The 12,450-nt window shown below is 61.6% G+C and carries 11 protein-coding genes and 1 tRNA gene; 8 read left to right on the top strand and 4 right to left on the bottom strand.

The features are described from left to right. Window positions 1-33 precede the first annotated feature (33 nt). Window positions 34-1,275, top strand: coding sequence for an MFS transporter (locus ABVV53_RS00440; protein ID WP_353982346.1), 1,242 nt, complete (start codon window positions 34-36; stop codon window positions 1,273-1,275). A gap of 149 nt (window positions 1,276-1,424) precedes the next feature. Here ABVV53_RS00440 and ABVV53_RS00435 read toward each other — a convergent pair. Beyond that, a tRNA-Gln gene (locus ABVV53_RS00435) sits at window positions 1,425-1,499 on the bottom strand. 134 nt (window positions 1,500-1,633) lie between these two features. Here ABVV53_RS00435 and ABVV53_RS00430 point away from each other — a divergent pair. Then, window positions 1,634-4,156 (top strand): TonB-dependent receptor, encoded by a 2,523-nt coding sequence (locus ABVV53_RS00430; protein WP_353982345.1) that lies wholly within the window; start codon window positions 1,634-1,636, stop codon window positions 4,154-4,156. Window positions 4,157-4,337: 181 nt separating this feature from the next. On the opposite strand, the gene yghU is transcribed toward ABVV53_RS00430, so the two are convergent. From yghU to ABVV53_RS00415, 3 genes are all read right to left on the bottom strand, one after another. Further along, complete coding sequence (yghU, locus tag ABVV53_RS00425) at window positions 4,338-5,180, bottom strand: glutathione-dependent disulfide-bond oxidoreductase (RefSeq protein ID WP_353982344.1); 843 nt, start codon at window positions 5,178-5,180, stop codon at window positions 4,338-4,340. A 246-nt stretch (window positions 5,181-5,426) separates the two neighbouring features. Further along, a complete protein-coding gene (locus ABVV53_RS00420; RefSeq protein ID WP_353982343.1) occupies window positions 5,427-6,530 on the bottom strand; it encodes a branched-chain amino acid aminotransferase in 1,104 nt (367 codons plus the stop codon). Window positions 6,531-7,130: 600 nt separating this feature from the next. Beyond that, window positions 7,131-7,703 (bottom strand): hypothetical protein, encoded by a 573-nt coding sequence (locus ABVV53_RS00415; protein ID WP_353982342.1) that lies wholly within the window; start codon window positions 7,701-7,703, stop codon window positions 7,131-7,133. Between the two features lie 18 nt (window positions 7,704-7,721). On the opposite strand from ABVV53_RS00415, the gene ABVV53_RS00410 reads away from it, so the two are divergent. The 6 genes from ABVV53_RS00410 to ABVV53_RS00385 all read left to right on the top strand — a co-directional run bounded on the left by ABVV53_RS00410 (window position 7,722) and on the right by ABVV53_RS00385 (window position 12,441). Further along, window positions 7,722-8,501, top strand: a complete 780-nt coding sequence (locus tag ABVV53_RS00410) for a TlyA family RNA methyltransferase (RefSeq protein WP_353982341.1) — start codon at window positions 7,722-7,724, stop codon at window positions 8,499-8,501. 80 nt (window positions 8,502-8,581) lie between these two features. Next, window positions 8,582-9,136, top strand: a complete 555-nt coding sequence (locus ABVV53_RS00405) for a TspO/MBR family protein (RefSeq protein WP_353982340.1) — start codon at window positions 8,582-8,584, stop codon at window positions 9,134-9,136. Window positions 9,137-9,180: 44 nt separating this feature from the next. Further along, a complete protein-coding gene (locus ABVV53_RS00400; RefSeq protein ID WP_353982339.1) occupies window positions 9,181-9,435 on the top strand; it encodes an accessory factor UbiK family protein in 255 nt (84 codons plus the stop codon). 87 nt (window positions 9,436-9,522) lie between these two features. Beyond that, window positions 9,523-10,131, top strand: coding sequence for a DNA repair protein RecO (gene recO, locus ABVV53_RS00395; protein ID WP_353982338.1), 609 nt, complete (start codon window positions 9,523-9,525; stop codon window positions 10,129-10,131). Window positions 10,132-10,162: 31 nt separating this feature from the next. Further along, the gene (gene leuB, locus ABVV53_RS00390) at window positions 10,163-11,206 is read left to right on the top strand and encodes a 3-isopropylmalate dehydrogenase (RefSeq protein ID WP_353982403.1); all 1,044 of its coding nucleotides are present in this window, start codon (window positions 10,163-10,165) and stop codon (window positions 11,204-11,206) included. Between the two features lie 59 nt (window positions 11,207-11,265). Beyond that, entirely contained in the window at window positions 11,266-12,441 is a 1,176-nt protein-coding gene (locus ABVV53_RS00385) for a glycosyltransferase family 2 protein (RefSeq protein ID WP_353982337.1), read from the top strand. The last annotated feature ends 9 nt before the right edge of the window (window positions 12,442-12,450 follow it).

Below are 12,450 nucleotides of genomic sequence, written 5' to 3'. Positions count from 1 at the left end.
GCCGGGCAAACGGCGGCTGATCGGGAGAGCTGCGTGACCTACCTGGGTGAATTCCGTCGCAATCTGCGACCCTTGCTCGCTGCGAGTGTGGGGTCTGGCACGAGCCTGCCGCTGTTCGCCTACACAAACAGCGTCTTCGCCCCGCATCTGGTGGAGGAATTCGGCTGGTCCCGCGCGCAGTTCGCGCTAATCGGCGTCGCGACACTCACGACTTTGTTCGTCCTGCCGTTCGCGGGGCGTTTTACGGACAGCAAGGGCGTGCGGCCGGTGGCTTTGCTGGGCACGTTTCTCGTGCCGCTCTGCTTCCTCGGTTACGCTGCGCAGGGCGGCAGTTTCCTTTATTATGCGGCTGTCTTCACGCTCGTGTTGGCGGTGGGCAGTCTGACGAGCCCGCTGGTGTATACGCGCCTGATCGCAGAGAATTTCAGTCGGGCAACAGGCCTTGCGCTTACGATCGTAAATTGTGTGCCGGCGGCGCTGGCCATGGTTTTGGTGCCGCTGCTGAACTGGTGGATCGAAGGGTATGGCTGGCGCAGCGCGTATCTCGCTCTTGGCGGCCTGACACTGTTGGGCGGACTGACCGCCATCTCGCTCATCCCCAAGCGCAAAGCGAAGGATTCGCCAGGAGAAACTCCAACTCACACTGAGCCCTCCAGCGTCGCCTCTGAGCCCATCACCGCCAAGCAGGACTACCGTACCATCCTCTCCAACCGACTGTTCTGGATCGTATTTCTCGGCATGTTCCTTTGCCTGCTGCAGATGCCGCTCCATTCCAGTCAGATGAACCTGATGCTGGTGGATAACGGCATATCGACGCAGGCTGCGGCTAACATCGTGCCGCTCTATGCCTTTGGCACCATCGTCGGTCGCATCGGGTGTGGTCTCGCCCTGGACCGGTTCGCGACGCCGCCGGTGACCACCCTCTCGTTGATTCTTCCAGCTGCCGGCTTCTTTGTGCTGGGGACGGATCTCGACAGTCTTGTCGTGATCGGTGCGGCGATGTTCGTCGTTGGTCTTTCAATCGGTGCCGAGTCCGATCTCATCTCCTACCTTGTCGCTCGCTATTTCAAGCTGCGCATCTATGCCACGACGCTGGCACTGCTGTACTGCGTCTCGTTCCTGGCATCCGCGCTGGGTGCGCTCGGCGTCAGCTGGACCCTGGCCATCAGCGGCTCCTTCTCTCCCTACCTGTTCTTCATCTCCGGTGCGGTGGCAGTGGGTAGCCTGTTGTTCCTCCTGATGCCGTGGGACCACCGCCATGAGAAGATCGGGTAGCCCCAACCCATAGCGGAACGAGAAGCCGGAAGTGATTCTGTCCGAGATGGCAGCGGCGAGAACATTGGTTTCAAAGCGGAGACAGGGGAGCTCTCAACGAGGCTGTTTCGGCCTCAAAGACAGTGAGAACAGCGATATCGCTTTGGCGATGGCTGGGGCGGCAGGATTCGAACCTGCGAATGCCGGTACCAAAAACCGGTGCCTTACCACTTGGCGACGCCCCATCGCGTTGGTGGAGGGCGCTTAGCGGCTAACCATCGTGATGAAAAGGCCCCTTGCTGCATTCGTCGCATCATGTATGCGCCCGTCGCAGGCGACGGCTGAGGGATATTGCCGCCGCGACCAGGGAGATAAATGAATGAGGCACACAGCGGCAAAGCTGTTTCTTTTCGCGACCACTGCGCTGGGGAGCTTCGCTCCTGCGATGGCGCAGGACGCTGGCGGCGACATCGTCGTTACCGCACGGCGTACTGAAGAGCGGCTGCAGGACGTTCCAATTTCGATCACGGTGTTTAACCAGGAGCAGGTGAGCAACCGGAACATCGTATCCGGCGCTGACCTGGCAACCTACACACCCTCGCTCGCCGCAAACTCTCGATACGGCGCAGAGACCGCCACGTTTGCAATCCGCGGCTTCACGCAGGAAAGCTTCACCTCGCCGTCCGTGGCGATCTACTTCGCTGACGTGATCGGCCCACGTGCGCAGGGCGGGACACCCGGTGGTAATGGTGCTGGCGTCGGCCAGTTCTTCGACCTCCAGAATGTGCAGGTTCTGAAGGGGCCGCAGGGCACGCTCTTCGGTCGCAACACCACGGGTGGTGCGGTGCTGATCGTTCCGCAGCGTCCTAAAGACGAACTGGGTGGCTACATCGAGGGGTCGTACGGCAACTACGACATGAAGCGCGTCCAAGGCGCGCTGAATGTGCCGCTGGCTGACACGTTTAAGGTCCGCCTTGGCTTCGATCGCATGAAGCGCGATGGCTTCTTGAAGAACCAGGCGGATGTTGGACCCGACGCGTTCGGCGACGTCGACTACACGGCCCTGCGCCTTAGCATCCTCGCCGAGCTGACGCCGGACATCGAGAACTACATCGTCGCTCGCTACAGCAAGTCCAATACCAACGGTACCGCCGGCAGGCTGGTGGGCGCAAACACGCCCGGATGTGATGCGGGTGTCGATCGCTCGCGCTTCGGACTGCCGAGCCCTACGAGCACCGCCTTCTACCTCGCGCCGCTGGCTTGCGATCAGCTGCAGGCCGCAGAGGAGCGTGGCGACGGGTACTTTGACGTCGCGGTGAACAACCCCAATCCGTTCCTGAAGATCGAGCAGTGGGGTGTGCAGAACACGACTACCTGGAACGTCAGCGACACAATCACGCTGAAGAACATTGCCAGCTACCAGGAGTTCCGGCAGCGGCAGTCGTTCAACATCGGCTCCGACAACTACAGCGTGCCGGCTCCGGGAACCAGTCCCCTCTGGTTCAACACGCCTCCTTCGCAGGTTGGACTGCCATTCACTTGGGTCGGCCTTGCTCCCGATTCGAACTACGACAACGTGAATCAGTCGACCTGGACCGAGGAGTTCCAGGTGCAGGGCCGCACGAGCGATGGATCGCTGAACTACGTTCTCGGCGGGTATTATGAAGGCAGTGCGCCGGGTAGCCAGTTCCAGGGCTCCCTCTCGCCGATCACGACCGTGCTTCAGCCAGCGCAGACGGGTGCACCGATCCCGATCTTTACGACTGTAAGCTGTGCGAACCTGCAGACGCTGGATTGCACCGCGATCAACAATGTGGGTGATCCGCGTATCCCGTCGATCATCCAGAACTCGCTTACGCGCTACTGGTACCAGAATGTCGGGTTCTTCGCTCAGGGTACCTATGCGTTGACCGATCAGCTCTCGCTGACTGGTGGCATCCGGTACACGATCGACAAGGTAAAAGGGCAGGGCGCCACGCGCACGATCCGCATCATCAACGGCGCGCCGCCGATCATCGGCTGCGCTGCAAGGGGAACGGGTCCTGACTGCCTGACCACGATCAACCAGAAGTCCGAGAAGCCGACTTGGCTTATCAGCCTTGACTACAAGCCGAGCAACGACGTGCTGCTTTATGCAAAGTATGCGCGCGGCTATCGTCAGGGTAATGTGAACGCCTCAAATGCGATCCCGGTCGCATGGGGGCCGGAGAAGGTTGACACTTACGAGATCGGCGCCAAGACGTCCTTCCGTGGTACCGTGTCGGGCTACTTCAACATGGCGGCGTTCTACAACGACTTCTCGAACCAGCAGCTCTCGGCCAACCTGATCCCCGACGGCACGGTGTCGAACGCGACGCCTTCGCAGGCGATCGTGAACGCCGGTAAGTCGAAGATCCAGGGTGTCGAAGTTGACGCTTCTGTCTCGTACGAAGGCGCCAACCTGAACGTGGGTTATGCCTATCTCGATACCAAGCTGAAGTCGTACAATCCGCCGACGTTCGTGGGTTACTTCCCGCCGACGACGGGCGCCCTGATCGGCGGTGACCTTCCGCTGTCTCCAGAGCACCGTCTGACGGTAACGCCGTCGTACACGCTTCCGCTCGACTACAGCGTCGGACGCGTGAGTATTTCGGCGACTTACACTTACACGGCAAAGCAGGTTGCCACGAACGACTCCCCGTACGGCATTCTGCCATCCTCGGATCTGTGGAACCTCAACCTCAACTGGAACTCGGTGGGCGGCAGCCCGATCGATCTCGCAGCGTTCGTAACGAACCTGACGAACGAGAAGTATCCGGTGTTCGTCGGCAACTCTTGGATCTCGACCGGTTCCGAGAACCTGATCCTCGGCCAGCCGCGGATGTATGGTGCGCGTCTGCGCGTCACCTTCGGCGGCGGCTGAACGGGTGGCACGTCACCTGTAGGCTGTGCTCACAGGTGGGTGTCAGGCCCAATCTTGTTGAGAGCCCGTCGACCTCAGGTCGGCGGGCTCTTGCATTTTAAAGTTGAGCGAAGTCAGGCCAGCCTTGTTCGCTATGCGATCAGACGTTTGATGATGTCGCCATGACCTCTTCGTCTTTGCCTTACATCACGGCGTCGATGTCGGCTGCATCGTGCCGCTCGCGCACCAGGCCGTCACCGCTGCGGTTCACCTTCGTGCCACGCTTTACGCCGGTCCGCTCGCTGAGTTCGGCCGCCCAACGCTTCAGGTTGGTGTAGCTGGGCATGTCCAGGAAGCGGTGCGCGTCGCCATAAGCTTCGCCTCGGATCAGATAGCCGAGCCATGCATAAGTCGCGATGTCGGCTATCGTGTATGCCTCGCCGGCGATGTAGGGGGATTCCGCCAGCCGCCGGTCGGCAACGTCGATGATCCGCTTCGTCTCCATCGTGTAGCGATTGATCGGGTACTCGTACTTTTCCGGCGCATAAGCATAGAAGTGACCAAAGCCGCCGCCGATCACGGGCGCTGTCGACATCTGCCACATCAGCCAGGACAAGCACTCGGCGCGACCTTTCGGGTCGGTCGGGATGAAAGCGCCGAACTTCTCTGCCAGGTGGAGGAGAATGGCGCCGGATTCGAAAACGCGGAAGGGCTCGGATCCGCTGCAATCCAGTAGGGCCGGGATCTTGGAGTTGGGGTTGAGGGCGACGAACCCTGATCCGAACTGCTCGCCTTCCGCGATCTCCATCATCCAGGCATCGTATTCGGCACCGCTGTGGCCGGCCGCGAGCAGTTCCTCGAACATGATAGTGACCTTCTGGCCGTTGGGCGTGCCCAAGGAGTAGAGCTGGAAAGGATGCTTGCCTCGCGGCAGATCCTTGTCGTGCGTAGCTCCCGAGATCGGTCGGTTGATGTGCGCGAACTTCCCCCCGTTCTCCTTGTCCCAGGTCCAGACTTCGGGCGGCGTGTAGGAGGTATCGGCCATCGCGTTCTCACATCCCTGCTGAATTAAAGGCCCCTCATCTAGGTGCGCGGGAGGCGTGAACAAGGCGTGAGAGTCATCGAAGGTCCGTGAGTCCTGCCGGAAATTCGACGCGCGGTCACAGCGGCTCAGCCCTGTCAGAGGATCTAGTCCGCTGAAGAGGTACGGTGCGAACACAGTCCAGAAGGTAACTCGCCTCGCTGCGGCCCTGTGATGCGAGCACGAGCACCGGGCGAGCAGCTTCGCCGCTCAGCTCAGCTTCATTACCCAGCCATGCGGGTCGGGCGCCTCGCCGCGCTGGATGGCGACCAGCCGGGTCTTGAGCTTTTGCGTGGTTTGACCCGGACCACCGCTACCGATGGTGAACTCGCCATCGTGGCCCGCAACCTTGCCGACCGGCGTCACCACGGCGGCCGTTCCACAAGCGAAGCATTCAACGAGACGCCCGGAAGTCGCGTCCTGGCGCCACTGATCGAGGCTGTAGCGCTCCTCGCGCACGGTCAGGCCTTCGTCGCGAGCGAGCGTCAGCAGGCTGTCGCGCGTGATGCCGGCCAGGATCGTGCCCGACAGCGGTGGCGTCAGCAGCGTGCCGTCGTCGAAGACGAAGTAGAGGTTCATACCTCCCAATTCCTCGACCCACTTGTTCTCCACCGCATCCAGGAACACAACTTGGTCGTGGCCCTTCCGGATCGCTTCGGCTTGCGGAACCAGGCTGGCGGCGTAGTTGCCGCCGCACTTCGCAGCGCCGGTGCCACCGGGAGCGGCGCGGGTGTAATCCTGGCTGACCCAGATGCAGACAGCCGGTGCGCCAGACTTGAAGTAGTTCCCCGCCGGGCTGGCGATGACGATGTACTTGTACTCCTTGGCCGGGCGCACGCCGAGGAACACCTCGGACGCGAACATGAACGGGCGAAGGTACAAGGCGCCGCCCTCAACCGTGGGCATCCATTCGCGATCAGCCTCTACGAGCCGGCGAACCGACTCGACGAATACGTCCTCGGGCAATTCAGGCATCGCCAGGCGCCGTGCCGAACGGTTAAAGCGTTCCGCATTGGCATAGGGGCGAAACAGAGCGACGCTGCCGTCAGGATGCTGATAGGCCTTCAGCCCTTCGAAGATTTCCTGAGCGTAGTGGAGAACGGCACAGGCCGGATCAAGCGAGATGGGGCCACGCGGTCCGACGACGGCATCGTGCCAGCCGCGACCCTCCGTCCATTCTATCGTCACCATGTGCTCGGAAAACTTCGTGCCGAAACCGGGGTTTTCCAGCACCGCCGCGCGCTCCACTGCGCTGATCGGCGTGGTGAGGGGCTTTGTGGTGAACTGCAGGCCGGTGTCGGCGACGGTCGCCATTGAACAGGATCCTTCAACGTCGGAGGTGCTTGGCCGTTGACTGAAAATTTCGGCTCGCACAACAGCAAAGCAACATTCGGCCTGCCGTTCTCGTCGCTAATAAGCGTGCACTCAAACGCAAAGTTGAAAAACCCGGCTTTCCCTCAGGTCTGCTCGGCGTGCTTATGGCAGGCGCTGTCTGGCACGCTTGCTTGGCGGTGGCACGCAGTCAGTATGCGAAATGAGAAGGGCCGCACCGAAGCCTCGGCACGGCCCTTCGCATGGTCAGCGGCCGGAAGTGCCGCCAGCGAAACCTCTATCGCTTACTGAACGAACTTCAGCGATAGTGCCTCACTACGGAAATTGCCGACCTCTCTGCTGAACCATGAGACATCGGATCACCTCCTTTCGCGCTGTTGAGCCAAGACGCCGCAACTAAGCGGCTGGGGCAAGTTGGCGTCAAACCATCTCTGTCTAAGAGAGGTCTCGGTGCCCGCCGGCCTTGGTCTATTTGTGGGAAATTCCGCGCCGCACAACAAGACTTGCAATGTTTTTTTTTAGCGCCAAGATCGGCGGTTCCGACCGCTTTTCCCCAGCCGGCTTCACGCGGTTGAACTCAGCTCAGCGGCAGTCTTCGATGACGCGGCTCACCTCAGTCCAGCTCGGAACAAAAAGCGGCGGCATGCCAGAAGTCTCGACGGCGAAGCGCCCCCGGGTAAACGCCATGGCATCCAGCAGAGGATCGCGTGCGGGAAGGCTCACGGCTACGCGGCCCATTTCTGGACGCGAAGCAAAGCTGCGCGTCAGCGATTGTGTGTGCACCGTCATCGTCGCTCCGCCAGAGGATGCCGGCGAGCCGGGTTCGCTGCGTTCAATCCGAACCGTGCGCGCAGCTGGTTCGCAGCGCAGGATGAGCCGCCCTCCGGCGAAGCGGGCAACCGACTGTCCATTCTCCATGCTCCAACTCCAGTCTCCCGGCGTCACCGGCGCATCGATCCATGCTGTAGAAGGTGAGGGGGCGGGCACCGGAGTGGGTGTGCTTGTCGGAGCGGGCACAGCAAGGGCTGCAGGCGCCGGAGCCGGAATTATGCGCTGGTCCGCACAAGAGGCGAGCGAAAAAGCTCCGAATGTCAGGGCGGCGGCCGCCAGCAGGTTTGCCTTCATGGTCGTGGTATGGAATGAGACGCGCCACACCACAACCCTGTGCCATCCATGTCCAACCCATCCCCGCCTCGATCCGCCGCCCGCAAGGGGCCAGGCAAGCTTCGTGCAGATCAACTGCTCGTCGATCGCGGTCTTGCGGAGAGCCGCACGCGTGCCCAAGCTCTTGTACTGGCAGGCCTTGTGTTCACCGGAGAGGTAAAGGTGGCCAAGCCGGGCCAGCAATTGCCTGCTGAGGCTCCGCTGCATGTGCGTGGACGCGATCACCCGTGGGTCTCGCGCGGAGGGATCAAGCTGGCGCACGCGATCGCGCATTTCGCCCTCGACCCGCGTGGTGCCGTCGCCATGGACATCGGCAGTTCCACCGGCGGCTTCACCGATGTTCTGCTCAGCCAGGGGGCAGCGCGTGTCTTCGCCGTCGACTCCGGCACCAACCAGCTCGCGTGGAAGCTGCGGCAGGACCCACGGGTAACCGTGCTTGAGCAGACCAGCGCCCGCGTGCTTACGCGCGAGTTGATCGATGCGGATTGTGATTGGGTGGTCTGCGATGCGAGCTTCATCGGCCTTGCCAAAGTGCTGGAGGTGCCACTCTCTCTCGCAGCGGCCAAGTGCACCCTTATCGCTCTGATAAAGCCCCAATTTGAAGTGGGTCGCGGCGAAGTGGGTAAGGGCGGCGTGGTCCGCGATCCTGCCTTGCACGCTCGCGTCTGCGAGGAAGTGCAAAGCTGGTTGTCCAGCAAAGGGTGGACTGTATCGGGGGTTATTGAAAGCCCGATTACAGGTCCGGAGGGGAACGTAGAGTTCCTGATCTGCGCCACTCGGGACAACTGAGTTGATCCGTTTCCTTGCGTGTTTGCATTCGATGCTTAACACACAGCAAGTGTAACCGATTCGGCGGAGATAACGCGCGGATGAACTTCCTGGCGTCTACAGGGCAATTGCGTGCAGGCTTCATCCGTTCGGCGCTCGTCTGCGTCCCGGTCGTACTCCTGTTGGGAATTCTATCCGGCACGCTCTCAGGCAGCGGTTCGGATGGCGCTTGGTTTGCCGCTTTGCGCAAACCAGCTGCTTATCCTCCCTCGGCAGCGTTCGGCATCGTATGGAGCGTGCTGTACGTCCTCATGGGATTAGCGCTCGCGATTGTGGTGTGCGCCAACGGAGCACGGCGCAGAAGGGTCGCAATGATCGTTTTCGCCGTGCAGCTGGCCTTGAACCTCGCGTGGTCGCCACTGTTCTTCGGCATCCATCGTATGAGCTGGGCGCTGATCGACATCCTGCTGCTGGATGCCGCTGTGGTGGTTACGATCTTGCTGTTCGCCCGCGTGCGCCCGCTGGCTGCCTGGCTTCTTGCGCCTTACCTTCTTTGGGTTCTTTTCGCGACGTATCTGAACTGGGCCATTCTGCAGGACAACCGCGATCTTGATGGAGTGCAAGTCTCTGCGCCGGTCCAGCGGATCGAGTTCTGATTCTGGTACTTGCGGAGGTCGAAAATACCTCCCATCTAACAACTATGCAAAGCGAAAACCCCATCATCTCCGACTTCGTCAAACTGATGAACAGCGCAGCCGGTACGCTCGCCGGTGTGGGGCGCGAGGCCCGCGACTCCGCCCGTGAGCGTTTCAAGGAATTCATGGGCGAGATGGACTTCGTGAGCCGCGAAGAGTTCGACGCCGTCAAGGACATGGCCGCCAAAGCCCGCGAAGAGACGGAGACGCTCAAGCAGCGGGTCGACGAACTGGAAATGAAGCTCATCGCGAAGAGCTAACGTTCCGGGCGTCAGTCTAGCAGACCGTCCGGATCACTCCTACACGACCGGCTTGCACCGCGCAGCTTCGGGCCTCAGAACCCCTCCATGGAGTACCGTGGTCCCGCTATTGTCTGCGCCAGCCGTGCGCAAGGCGAGACGGCCGTCATCGCGCGTCTTTTAACTGCCGAGCGCGGGTTGCTCAGTGCTTACATCGCGGGCGGTCGGGGGCGGCAGCTTCGTCCCGTTCTGCTTCCAGGAAATCTCGTTGAGGCGGAAATCCGCTCGCGATCCGAAAGCCAGCTTCCCTTTGGCCGCCTGGAACTGCGTGAGAGCCGGGGGCCTTGGTTGAGCGAGCCACTGCCGGCGGCCGGCATTGCCTGGGTGACGGCGCTCACCGCGGCCGCCCTGCCAGAACGCCAACCTTTTCCCGCTCTGTTTCAGGCGCTTTCTGCCTTGCTGACTGCCATTTGCGTGGCGCCCTCGGCGCGCGGCTGGATCATTCCCATGCTCTCGTACGAAGTTCTGGTGCTGCGCGAACTCGGCTACGGCGTGGCGGCGACCCGTCCCGTAGAGGGAGACTGGACGGGAATATTCGCTGCTTTTGATCGCATCGGGCGCGAGCTTTCGCGCTACCCGCTTGCCGAACGCCGCGCAGACGTTATGGCGACGCGCGCTATCCTGCGGGAGCGGTGGGCGCGGATTGCAGGCGCCTGAACTGGTGGGGACGAAGATGAGCGCGAGTGCGATGCGGGTGGCGGTGTTCGCCGGTGACGGGATTGGGTCGGAAGTGACGGCCGAGGCAGTACGCGTGCTGGAAGCGCTCGACCTGCTCAAGCTCGAACTGGTCTACGGCGACGTCGGCGGGGTGGCTTACCGTAAGCACGGTCATCCGTTGCCGGCCGAAACGCTGGAGATCGCACGCTCTTGCGGCGCGGTTCTGTTCGGCGCCGTCGGTGACTTCTCGTGCGACCATCTCGAGCGCCACCTGCGGCCTGAGCAAGCCATTCTGGGCCTGCGCAAGGAACTCGGCCTTTTCGCCAACTTGCGACCTGCGACCGTCTTCAAGGGCCTGGAGGACCTAACTACGCTACGTCCGGAAGTTGCTGAGAAGATCGACCTGCTGATCGTTCGCGAACTCAACGGCGACGTCTACTTCGGTGAAAAGGGAATTCGCACCCTCGACGACGGGCGCCGTCAGGGGTGGGACATGATGTCCTATGCGGAGGACGAAGTGCGTCGAATCGCCCATACCGGCTTCAAGGCCGCCATGGGGCGCCGCAGGAAGCTCTGCTCGGTCGACAAAGCCAACGTTCTGGAGACATCGCAGCTTTGGCGCGACGTCGTGATCGAGGTCGCGAAGGAATATCCCGAGGTCGAGCTCAGCCACATGTACGTCGACAATGCGGCGATGCAGTTGGTGAAGAATCCCGGTCAGTTCGATGTCATCGTCACCGGCAATCTGTTCGGCGATATCCTCTCCGATCAGGCAAGCATGTGCGTGGGTTCGATTGGACTGCTGGCTTCTGCCAGCCTCGCAGAGGGGACCTTCGGGCTGTACGAGCCGATCCACGGTTCAGCGCCGGACATCGCGGGCAAAGGCCTCGCCAACCCGATGGCCACAATTCTTTCGGCAGCGATGCTGCTGCGGCACAGCTATGGGCTTGAAGTACAAGCCGCTCGGATCGAGGCGGCTGTCGGCAGAGCGTTGGCCGATGGCATTCGCGGCGGAGATCTGGGTGGGCAAGCCGGAACGAAAGAGATCGGTGACGCCGTTCTCGCGCGGTTATGAACAACCAAAGTTGACAACGCTAAAGCATCTTTCAGGTTTGAGAATTAAAGCGCGTTTCCATGAACATGCCCAGTCCCGCCCTTAATCAGGCTGTGTGCACCGCTGCGCGGCCGCTGGAGCTGGCCGTTGTTCTGCCTACGTTCAACGAGCGCAACAACCTTGAGGCGCTGGTGGAGCGGTTGAACGATGCGCTTCAAGGCATCGCCTGGGAAGCCATCGTCGTGGACGACAACAGCCCTGACGGCACCGCCGAGGCGGCGCGCGCGATCTCGCTGCGCGACCCTCGTCTACGCGTGATCCAGCGCATCGGCCGCCGAGGCTTGTCGTCAGCGGCGATCGAAGGGATGTGCGCCACTGCGGCCCCCGTAGTTGCTGTGATGGATGCGGACCATCAGCATGACCCGAAGCTTCTGCCGGGCATGCTCCAGGCGATACGATCGGGTGAGTACGACTTGTCCTATGCCTCTCGTTTCTGCGAAGGGGCGAGTACGGACGCCTGGAACCGGCCAGACCGGGTGAAGGCATCCGGGCTTGCCAACAGCCTTGCTCGCAGAGTGACCGGCCTCACATTGACCGATCCAATGAGCGGTTACTTCATGCTACGCACGCAGACCTTGCGGGCCGACGCACACCGCTTGTCCGGTGTCGGCTTCAAGATCCTTCTCGATATTCTGGCCACCGTGGAGACCCCGTTGCGCGTCAAGGAATTCCCGCTTGCATTCGCCGCCCGTGCCGATGGGGAAAGCAAGCTTGATCGCACTGTCGTGTTCGAGTTCCTGGTGGGGCTCTATGACAAGTGGCTCGGCCGAGTGATCCCCACGCGCTTTGCCCTGTTCGGTACCATCGGCGCAGTGGGCGTTCTGGTCCACATGGCGATACTTATGACGTTCCTGGCGATCTTCGGGGGGCCGCCGATCCGCGGGCAACTCGTTGGCTCGTTTGAAGTGGGACAGACGATCGCTGCGGTCTGCGCGATGACGTTCAATTTCTTCCTCAACAACTCGCTGACATATGCGGACAAGCGCCTCACCGGGGTCCTGCCGCTGGTACGGGGGTGGGCGAAGTTCGCCATGACTTGCTCCGTGGGCCTGACCGCCAACGTGGGCGTGGCCGCCGTGCTCGTGCACTATGGCTTCCATGAGTATCCGGCCGCCTTGACGGGTATCGTCATTGCGTCGGTGTGGAATTTCGCACTTTCGTCCAAGTTCGTCTGGGGCAAGTACGGCACCGCTTGAACTCTTCGG

Source organism: Novosphingobium kalidii, from assembly GCF_040534015.1.
GTDB lineage: Bacteria > Pseudomonadota > Alphaproteobacteria > Sphingomonadales > Sphingomonadaceae > Novosphingobium > Novosphingobium kalidii.
Note: the sequence above shows the minus strand (reverse complement) of the source record. Positions and strands in the feature narration are given on the sequence as shown.